The sequence below is a fragment of the Dolichospermum sp. LEGE 00246 genome (assembly GCF_015207865.1).
Classification (GTDB): Bacteria; Cyanobacteriota; Cyanobacteriia; order Cyanobacteriales; family Nostocaceae; genus Dolichospermum; species Dolichospermum heterosporum.
Map to the genome: position 1 here is coordinate 1 of NZ_JADEWA010000180.1, position 10,049 is coordinate 10,049.

The 10,049-nt window shown below is 37.9% G+C and carries 7 protein-coding genes and 2 pseudogenes; 3 read left to right on the top strand and 6 right to left on the bottom strand.

What is annotated here, in order from left to right; genetic code table 11:
* The first annotated feature begins 297 nt into the window (after positions 1 to 297).
* Positions 298 to 702 carry a hypothetical protein gene (locus IQ228_RS13300; RefSeq protein ID WP_027403610.1) on the top strand — a complete coding sequence of 135 codons (405 nt, stop codon included), beginning with the start codon at positions 298 to 300 and terminating at the stop codon, positions 700 to 702.
* A gap of 505 nt (positions 703 to 1,207) precedes the next feature.
* Here IQ228_RS13300 and IQ228_RS27150 read toward each other — a convergent pair.
* From IQ228_RS27150 to IQ228_RS13325, 5 genes and pseudogenes are all read right to left on the bottom strand, one after another.
* Positions 1,208 to 1,408 (bottom strand): annotated as a pseudogene (locus tag IQ228_RS27150) (phosphotransferase); the annotation flags it as partial.
* Between the two features lie 127 nt (positions 1,409 to 1,535).
* Positions 1,536 to 1,859 (bottom strand): annotated as a pseudogene (locus IQ228_RS27155) (protein kinase); the annotation flags it as partial.
* Between the two features lie 49 nt (positions 1,860 to 1,908).
* Positions 1,909 to 2,790: an ABC transporter permease gene (locus tag IQ228_RS13315; protein ID WP_193963093.1), complete on the bottom strand. Its 882-nt coding sequence runs from the start codon at positions 2,788 to 2,790 to the stop codon at positions 1,909 to 1,911.
* A 150-nt stretch (positions 2,791 to 2,940) separates the two neighbouring features.
* Positions 2,941 to 4,023, bottom strand: a complete 1,083-nt coding sequence (locus IQ228_RS13320) for a spermidine/putrescine ABC transporter substrate-binding protein (RefSeq protein ID WP_193963094.1) — start codon at positions 4,021 to 4,023, stop codon at positions 2,941 to 2,943.
* On the bottom strand, positions 4,024 to 5,160 hold the full coding sequence (locus IQ228_RS13325) for an ABC transporter ATP-binding protein (protein ID WP_193963095.1): 1,137 nt from the start codon (positions 5,158 to 5,160) through the stop codon (positions 4,024 to 4,026).
* A gap of 87 nt (positions 5,161 to 5,247) precedes the next feature.
* Here IQ228_RS13325 and mrdA point away from each other — a divergent pair, with 87 nt between their 5' ends.
* The gene (mrdA, locus tag IQ228_RS13330; protein ID WP_193963096.1) at positions 5,248 to 7,026 is read left to right on the top strand and encodes a penicillin-binding protein 2; all 1,779 of its coding nucleotides are present in this window, start codon (positions 5,248 to 5,250) and stop codon (positions 7,024 to 7,026) included.
* A gap of 390 nt (positions 7,027 to 7,416) precedes the next feature.
* On the opposite strand, the gene IQ228_RS13335 is transcribed toward mrdA, so the two are convergent.
* A complete protein-coding gene (locus IQ228_RS13335; RefSeq protein WP_027403602.1) occupies positions 7,417 to 8,055 on the bottom strand; it encodes a histidine phosphatase family protein in 639 nt (212 codons plus the stop codon).
* A 261-nt stretch (positions 8,056 to 8,316) separates the two neighbouring features.
* Here IQ228_RS13335 and IQ228_RS13340 point away from each other — a divergent pair, with 261 nt between their 5' ends.
* A complete protein-coding gene (locus IQ228_RS13340) occupies positions 8,317 to 9,579 on the top strand; it encodes an FAD-dependent hydroxylase (protein WP_027403598.1) in 1,263 nt (420 codons plus the stop codon).
* Positions 9,580 to 10,049: the final 470 nt, after the last annotated feature.

The following is a 10,049-nucleotide window of genomic DNA, read 5'->3' on the forward strand; positions in this document are numbered from 1 at the left end:
TTTTTTTACAATCTATTAGCAAAATAATTATCCTGATGATCAATTTCTGAATTTAGTCATAGAGAAAACATTATCTACTTTAGCTCACCTTAAATATAGAAATAGCCTGATTTCTTTGTCACTGTCTTGAACTCAGGATTTATGCCATTTAATGACTAGTAAGTTTGTTCTATTAAATAAGTGCTGATTAATGCTTGTTTCTCTTTGGCAAGTCGCACCCGGAAATAGGAAAATTGTCTAGGCTACTCTTTCCCTAGTTAGAATTTAACTTAAGCTGTTATTAACCTCAAAATCAACATGATTAATAAATTAACACAACGGTTATTGACTTTGGCTCTTATTTTTGCCATTACCTTTTTCTCCTGGGAAGTTCCTTTGGCTCGTGCTAGTCACTTATTCACCAACTCTGGAGAAATTAGCGATAATATCAAATTATCTGAATATGATTTTACTCCCCAAGAAAATCAAGCACTACAAGGGATTCGTCAGCGTCGAAATAAAGAGATTGCGGCAATTTTAGATTTATCTCAACGTGATTTGCTTGCTCATGAATTACACAATGGTGATAATATTGATCAAGCTTTGAAAGCATTAAATTTAAGTTCTGAACAACGAGAATTAGTAAATTCTATAAATGTCTTCACTAATTTGAAATTGAAGGGTATTTTTTCCCGTCATGGTTTACTTGATAGTCATAGATAAGGTTAGGGATTGGTAAGTTATGCCAGTTGTGGGAAATATGATTTTTCTGCAACTGGTAATTGTCAGAATCAGGATGTCCAGGATTGAAGGATGAACAGGATGAACGCAATCAATTGCAAAGTATTTATTAGACATCTCCAAAAATTAAAGATACTTGACCTGAAAACCCTGTAGAGACGTTCCATGGAACGTCTCTACAATCTTTTTTGGAGATGTCTATTAAGTAATTGGACAAAATATTTACAGTCATTGCGAGCGAAGGGAAGCAATCACAACCCTTGCAGTTGCTTCATTTCACTTCGTTCCATATGGCTAACGCCACGCAACGCTTACGCAATGACATTGTGTAATTAATTCTGTTTCACTACTTATCGACGAACAAAGTTTTTTGCTGGTCTGGTTGCGGTGTTGACAATTGTTATTTTATTTTTTGGGAATATTAATATTGTTTATTCTTATCAATAGGAAATTGAGTAATCATGGTTAACCAAGAACCAACTAACATAGTGGGATTTCCTTGTAAATTAACTACTGTCCCCATTGATTCACGTACAGCACCAAAATCAATTAGCACTGGTTTCCCATCATGATGACGCAAAATTATATTATCGGGTTTAATATCACGGTGAATAATACGTTTTGAATGAACATATTCCAAAACAGGTAACAAAGATAGTAATATTTCTCTAACAGCAATCTCCGTAAGTAAGTAGGTAAAGAGAAAAATTTAAAGGTATGTGACGAAATGTAAATTCAATGAATGCCTTGCAAATAGGTTATTTCACGGTTTTTACAAAACTAAACATATATCGTTTTTATTATGTTTACCTACTTAGTCCATATTGTTGAATTTTTTCTGTAACAGTATCACCCTCAATTAATTCCTGAACTAAATAAAATTGATCATTAAATTGAAAATAAGCATATAAGCTAGGAATTTGATTAGATGTAGAACCAAGTTGTTCTAAAATTGCGGCTTCTCGCTGGAAACGTTCTTGGACTAATTGATAAATTTGTGTATTATTTTGAATCGGTTTTAACTGCTTTATTACACAACGACGTTGGGATGGCATTTGGGTATCTTCAGCTAAATAAGTTTCGCCAAATCCACCACTCCCCAAAGTTCTTAATATTCGATAGCGGTTATTTAATAACATAATTATTAGTTTATTAGGTTTAATTTCATAAAATTTGTAAAGTCAACAATTATTTAGTTTGATCAAATTTAATTACAAAAGAAATGGCAATACTCACCATCAAAATTAATGCCATACTCAATGCTGAACCGAAACCCCAATTTTGACTAGCGCCCAGAAACTGATTATAAACTAACCGCGCAGCGGTCATACTCGAAGCACCACCCAGTAATTCTGGGTCTATAAAATCCCCTAAACCAGTAATAAAAACTAGTAGCGAACCAGCAGCGATTCCTGGCAAAACTTGAGGTACAGTCACTTTCCAAAAGGTTTGCACTGGATTTGCACCCAAATCAGCAGCAGCTTCTAATAGCTGCTTATCTAACTTTTCCAAAGAAGCATATAAAATTAACACCATATAAGGTAACAAGCTGTAACTCATGCCAATTAATACCGCTGAGTTACTGTTCAAAATATTCACAGCAGGTAAACCAAAACTGGCTAATATACTATTTAATAATCCGGTAGGACGTAAAATTGTAATCCATGCGTAAGAACGCAACAAGGAAGAAGTCCATAAAGGCAAAACAAAGGCTAATAATAACAAATTTTGCCACCGTTTTGGTACTATCAAAGCAATCCAATAAGCAACGGGAAAGCCTAAAATTAAGGTGATAATAGTAGTTCCAAATGCCAGAAAAAGTGAATTAAATATTACTTTTAAATAAAGTGGTTCAAAAATGCGAATATAGTTACCTAATCCACTGGGATTTACTAAATTACCTGGTCGAATATCTGGGACTAAACTTAATTCAAGAATTATTAATGTTGGCAAAACTAGCAACATTAATAACCAAATACCAGATGGTGCTAGTAATCCCCATGTCGGTAGCCAATTTTTCCAATCAGGTTGTAATTTCTCGATTTTTTTGATGTTGCTAGAAGATTCCATTTGCGAATTAGTGATTATATAGCGGTATGCACTTGAATGAGATATTAAGATTTACGGTAAAAGCCATACGGCAAAATAGTTTACTCCTTCTTTTTTCTTCTGACTCCTGAATGGGCGCAGACCCTGCGCCCCTACTTCCTTAATCATTTTTTAAGTTAGTAATTGAGTCCAATAACGTTCATAAATCTCTTCAAATTTTCCTAAAGGTGTCAGACGTTCACACTTTGCTAAAAGTGATTGAGGAGGAAATAAATTAGTATTCTCTTGAATTGCTTTTGGTAAATTTTCAAATCCTGCCCGATTAGGAGTAGAAATATATAAACGTTCGGAAATTTTCGCTGCTACTTCTGGTTGCAAAATTAAGTTAATCCAGGCATAAGCACCAGCTATATTTGGATTAGATTTGGGAATGACAATGGTATCAGTCCATAATGAAGAACCACTACGAGGAATTACAAATTTGAGTTTGGGATTTTCTTGAGAGATTTTGACGGCATCAGCAGAATAACACATAGCTATCGCTAAATCTCCCGCCAGAATCTTATTTTGCCAAGCGTCAGTATCAAAAGCGGCGATCGCAGGTTTTAATATCTGCAATTTCTGATATGCTTGTTTAACCTCATTTTCATTTTGGGAATTATAGGAATAACCCAACATCCGTAATGTTGCACCCATTACCTCTCGCACATCATTGAGTAAGGTAAATCGCTTATTGAGTTTATCTTGATTTTGCCAAAGATACTCCCAATCTTCTGGGGCATTTACCAGTTCTTCTGAGTTGTATAATAAACCCGTTGTTCCCCAATTAAAAGGAAGACTATAACGATTATTCGGGTCATAAGTGGGATTATGAAATTGGGGAAATAAATTATCTAAGCCAATTAAACGGCTATGATCTATTTCCATCAATAACCCTTTTTCCGCCATCTTTTGTACCATATAGTCAGAGGGGTAAATAATGCTATAAGTACCACCACCTCCGGCTTGCAACTTAGCTAACATGACATCATTGGATTCATATACATCTGCTATTACTTTCACACCTGTTTGGGTCGTGAAGGTAGTTATTAATTCTTTATCTGTATATTGAGTCCAGGTATAAATATATAGTTTGCCACTTTGATTAGAGCTAATATAGTTTGACCCTATATTAGCTAGTCGCCAACCACAACTACCTAAAGACAAGGTAGAAAATGCCACCATTTTTTTGAGAAAATTACGTCTGTTAGTCATTTAATTTACATCTTGACTAATAGCTAAACAGTCAAATTTTTCCCACCAAGCATAAATGGGTGTATTCCTATCTGGTAAACTAGCATAAGTATTAGGTTGTAAAACATTGAGGTGAACACCATTGATTAATTCCACAACATAATTAACATGAGTCCCTAAATACATGACATTAATTAGCCGTCCCTCAAAACAATTTGTGAGTATATTAGTGGGATAAAGGGAAAGTTGAATTTTTTCAGGACGGACACTAACAACAACACTTTGAGCTATTTCTAGGGGAGTTTGTTCGTGACGACTAACAATCATCGTTAATCCGGTTTTAGTAGAAATTTTCATAGATTCTGCATCTACTTCCACAATTTCACCGCTAAATAGATTAGTATCACCAATGAAGTCAGCCACAAAAGGTGTTTGAGGACGTTCGTAAATCTCGCTAGGAGTACCAATTTGTTCTATTTTGCCTTGATTCATCACCGCAATGCGATCAGATAAACATAATGCTTCTTCCTGATCATGTGTCACCATCACAAAAGTTAACCCTAAATCCTGATGAAGATTGGATAACTCAACCTGCATCTCCTTACGAAGTTTTAAGTCTAATGCTCCCAAAGGTTCATCAAGGAGGATAACTGCGGGACGATTAACCAAAGCTCTTGCTAAGGCTACCCGCTGTTGTTGACCACCGGAGAGTTGACTAGGAACACGCAATCGCAAACTTTCCATTTTTACTAGCTTTAAAGCATCTGTAACGCGACTAGCAATTTCCGATTTGGATATTTTTTTCAATCGCAATCCAAAAGCAATATTTTCCCACACATTCAAGTGGTTAAATAAAGCATAACTTTGAAATACAGTATTCACAGGTCGCCGATAAGGAGGAACATCAGTCATTAACTGACCTTGAATGAGTAACTTACCAGCATCCACCCTTTCAAATCCAGCAATCAAGCGGAGCGTAGTTGTCTTTCCACAACCAGAAGGACCTAAAATGCTAAAAAACTCTCCCTGTCTAACATCCAAATCCACTCCGTGTACTGCGGGTTCTTGGTTGAAAAACTTGAATACATTACGCAATTCAACATCAAGTGGCTGTAGTGGTTTTAAACCTCTTTGATTCTGCATCGCAGTTCGAGCCATAATCTTCAGTAGAATACCCTGATATTTAATCTTGTTCGTTGTCAGTTGTTACCTGTACCTATTTATCCCAAAAAATTATTTTGGTCTATGGCTATTTTACCATCATTACTTAGTATAACAAAAAATACACGCACAGTTGGACGTGGTGTTCAATCTACATTTGTAATTTTATTCACATTATTAATGTTATCTGGAATCGGCGCTAGATTAATATATTTACAAATTATCGAAGGAAAAAACCACCGCATCCGGGCAGAATCCAACCGCATTCGGATTATTCCCAAACAACCAGAAAGAGGTAATATTTTTGATAGAAATGGTAAATTATTAGCCAGCACCCGTTATCCCCGATCTGTATATTTATGGCCAATGGCACATACCAAAGCATCTTGGTCGGTAGTTGGTCCACGTTTAGCCAAAATTCTCGACACTCCCCAAACAGATATCGAGAAAATACTTGAACAATCTGCTGTCAATCCTTCATCACTAATTCGCATTGCTCGAAATTTAAACGAAGCACAGGTAACAGGATTAAAAGAGTATGAAAATGAACTACCAGGAGTAGAAATAAATACGGAAGCTGTTCGTTATTACCCTCATGGTCAAGAGTTGGCTCACATACTTGGATATACCCGTGAAGTTACTGCTGAACAGTTGCAAAAAAGGAAAGCTGAAGGCTACCGCTTAGGAGATGTCATGGGTCAAATGGGAGTAGAAAAAGCTTATGAAAAATTGTTAAGAGGTGAATGGGGCGGTCAGCAGGTAGAAGTTGATGGTAGCGGTAGACCTCTACGAGTATTGGGAAGCAAACAAGCAAAAGCTGGCAATGATTTGCACTTAACCATAGATTTGGATATGCAAATTTCCGCAGAAAAAGCTTTAGGTAATCGTAATGGCGCAATAGTTGCAATTGACCCTAAAAATGGGGCTGTCTTAGCAATGGTGTCTCATCCTACTTTTGACCCCAATATATTTTCTAAACAAAAACTTTCTCAAAAAGATTGGTTAACCGTTCAAGGTTCTGGACATCCTTTGGTCAATCGTGCCATTAGTGCCTTTCCTCCAGCCAGTACATTTAAAATCGTCACCACAACCGCTGGACTAGAATCAGGTAAATTTTCTCCTGATACAGTATTACAAACCTACGGTTCTTTAACTATTGGTGGAACTAGATTTGGTGAATGGAATCATGCTGGGTTTGGTCCGCTGGGTTTTGTAGGGGCTATGCAGTGGAGTAGCGATACTTTCTTTTATCAAATTGGTAAGCGAGTCGGTGGACCAACATTGATTGAATGGACTCGTAAATATGGATTTGGTCAAAGAACCGGGTTTGAATTTACTACAGAAGAATCTAAAGGTTTAGTTCCCGATGAAAATTGGAAACAGAAAGCCTGGAAGATACCTTGGAGTGTGGGTGATACTATCAATATGTCCATTGGCCAAGGGGCTTTACAAGCTACTCCTTTACAAACCGCTGTGATGTTTGCTGTACCTGCCAATGGTGGTTATCGAGTTCAGCCCCATTTATTGAAGGATAATGAAGAAGCTAAAAGCTGGAGAGAATCATTAAATCTCAAACCCACAACGGTCAAAGTTCTCCGGGAAGGATTGCGGAAGGTAGTTAGTGAAGGTACAGGTAAGGTACTAAATGTCCCCAATCTTCCTCCGGTGGCTGGCAAAAGTGGTACTGCTGAAGCTTGGAGAGGAGGAGTTAAAGAAAATCACGCTTGGTTTGGCGCTTATGCACCTGCGGATAAGCCAGAAATTTTAGTGGTTGCCTTTGCTGAACATTCCGGTGGTGGTGGTGGTAGTGTCGCTGCACCCATGATTTTAGAAATCATGGAAAAACATTTTGCTCGAAAATAGGTAATAGGTAATGGGTAATGGGTAAATGGGTAATGGGTAATGGGTAATGGTAATAAGAATAATTATTTTTCCCTACTCTCTACCCCCTGCTTCCTGCTTGACATAAAAAAAGACCCTGAAATGATCTCCAGGGTACTTACACGTTTTTCAGGCATTAATAAGTTTAAGATTACTCAGCCTCAAGAAATATTGCTACTACCTAAAGTAGAGTTAATGGAAATATTTTGGCTTGAGGGTAAATAAGAAAGCGTTTAAAAAGTTTTGATTTATAGCAACGGTCAAGGTGGTTAGGACATGAGTTGTTCGTGTTAACGTACCGTAGGTATTCATGAAACTCTGTCCACAACAGGTTTTTACTCTGTGACTCCTGACTCCGTGACTCCTGCTATATTATGTTCCGGCACGAGAGCGAATATGATCTGGTAGATGATGGCGATCGCCTAATATTTCCAACAAAGGTCCATGCACATCAAATTTCACCATACTTACCGATGCGACCAAAATATTGACCCGATAACGATAGCGTCCCAAATCAATCCCCAGTAAACTGCAAAGCATAATCCGAATCGTGGCTTTATGGGAAACCACTAAAACATTACCTTGGGGATGTTTTTCTTGAATTTCCGCAATTACAGGCATAGAACGGTTAGCAATCTCTACCGCAGTTTCTCCACCAATAGGTGCATTCCAAGCGGGTTCTGTCAACCATTTTACATAGTTTTCTGCATAATTTTCTTGAGCAAACAATTTACTCTTAGTTTCCCATTGTCCGTAACTACCTTCTCTGAGTCCTGTCCTCAACTGCATCTCCATCCCAACAGCATCACAAAATGGCTTGGCGGTTGCAATTGCGCGTTTCATTGGGCTAACATAAACCGCCGACCAGTCCAATTTTTGATAAATATCAGCAAAACTAGATGCCATTTCCATTCCTGCTGGTGTCAAATCTGCATCAGTTTCACCACAGAAATTACCACTTTGACTAAAAGTAGTTTCGCCATGTCGCAGTAAATATAAATTGAGTGTCATAGTTTGTATGGCGATGGGCATAAAAGAGTTTGTGCAAAAAGAAAATAACATCAATCTCACTATCAAGTCTGTTATAGCAGGACAAAGTGATCAACTAAAAAAGTCAATCAGGTAGTAAACCAATACTGTTCACACTTAACACCAACAAAACGCAACAATTTGTGTAATCTGTGTAATCTGTGATCGTTTCCTTTATTTATGTTGATCATCAGTGGCGATCGCGTCACAATAATAATTAAAACTATGTAATTTATCTTCACAATGTCCATCTCCCCGCTTACTCCTACCCTTTCATCCCCCCACGCCCCCACAGAAACCTACTGGGGATATGATTATGATTTGGTCATAGTCGGTGGTGGCATTGTCGGCTTAACCCTAGCCGCAGCTTTAAAAGATTCTGGTTTAAAGATTCTCCTCATTGAAGCTAGAGTTGCATCAGCCGCAGTCGCTAAAGGACAGGCTTATGCTGTACATCTGCTATCCGCCCAAATTTTCCAAGGAATTGGTTTATGGGACAAAATTCTCCCCAACATTGCTAAATATAACCAAGTGCGCCTCTCCGATGCTGATTACCCTGATGTGGTGAACTTCCAAACCGATGATTTAGGGACACCAGAATTAGGTTATGTAGCAGAACACTATGCGCTGTTAGCACCTTTACAGGAATTTGTTCAAAGTTGTGCAAATGTAACCATCTTGTGTCCAGCGGAAGTAGTAAGTACACAAAACGAAAGAGATATAGTTGCTATTAATATCAAAATTGGCGACGAAAATCAGATAATTCGCAGCAAATTGTTAGTCGCTGCTGATGGTTCAAAATCTCCCATTCGTCAAGCCGCCGGCATTAAAACCAAAGGGTGGAAATATTGGCAATCCTGTATTGTGGCTTTTGTGAAACCAGAAAAATCTCACAATAACACCGCTTATGAAAAATTTTGGTCTAGTGGTCCCTTTGCCATTTTACCCTTACCGGGAAACCGTTGTCGCATTGTTTGGACTGCACCCCATGAAGAAGCAAAAGCTTTGTGTGCGTTGAATGATGAGGAATTTTTAGCGGAACTAACTAAACGCTATGGTCAGCAAATGGGGAAATTGGAATTATTGGGAGAGAGATTTATTTTTCAGGTACAGTTAATGCAGAGCGATCGCTATGTTCTCCCCAGATTAGCATTAATAGGTGATGCCGCCCATAACTGTCATCCTGTTGGTGGACAAGGTTTAAACTTAGGGATTCGGGACGCAGCCGCATTAGCCGAAATCATCCAAACAGCCCATCAAAATCGTCAAGATATTGGTAATATTTCCATACTCAAAAAATATGAAAGCTGGAGAAAAAAAGAAAACCTCGCAATTTTAGGTTTCACCGATTTATTAGATAGAGTTTTTTCTAACAACTTTTTACCAATAGTCATAGTTCGCCGTTTAGGTTTATGGATTATGCAGCGAGTTCCCATCGTAAAAATATTCGCCCTGAAATTAATGATTGGCTTAAAAGGAAAAACTCCACAACTAGCCAAACGCTGAAATCACCAACCTATTGTAGGGTGCGTCAGATTCGATAACTCAGCCAGCCATAAATAGATTTTTGACATCTGACGCACCTTAAAAATGTACTTTTTTTGATAATTTGTTAATAACATCAACCTAATAACTAAGGACAGTAAGTAATTGGACAAAAATATTTACAGTCATTGCGAGCGAAGGGAAGCAATCGCCAGGGTTGTGATTGCTTCATTTCACCTCGTTCCATATGGTTAACGCCACGCTACGCTAACGCAATGACATTGTGTAATTAATTCTGTCTCACTACTTAAGAGATATCATAACTCGTTTTCCTCGTTTCCTCGTTCCCAGCTTCTAGCTGGGAATGCAATCCAGAAGGCTCTGACTTCTGATAATCTAGTAGTTCGTCAAATTTATTTTGACGGGTAATGATCGGAAAAAACTTCTGTTTCTGTTCTTACCTCCCCTACCTCCCCTACCTGTCTCTTATA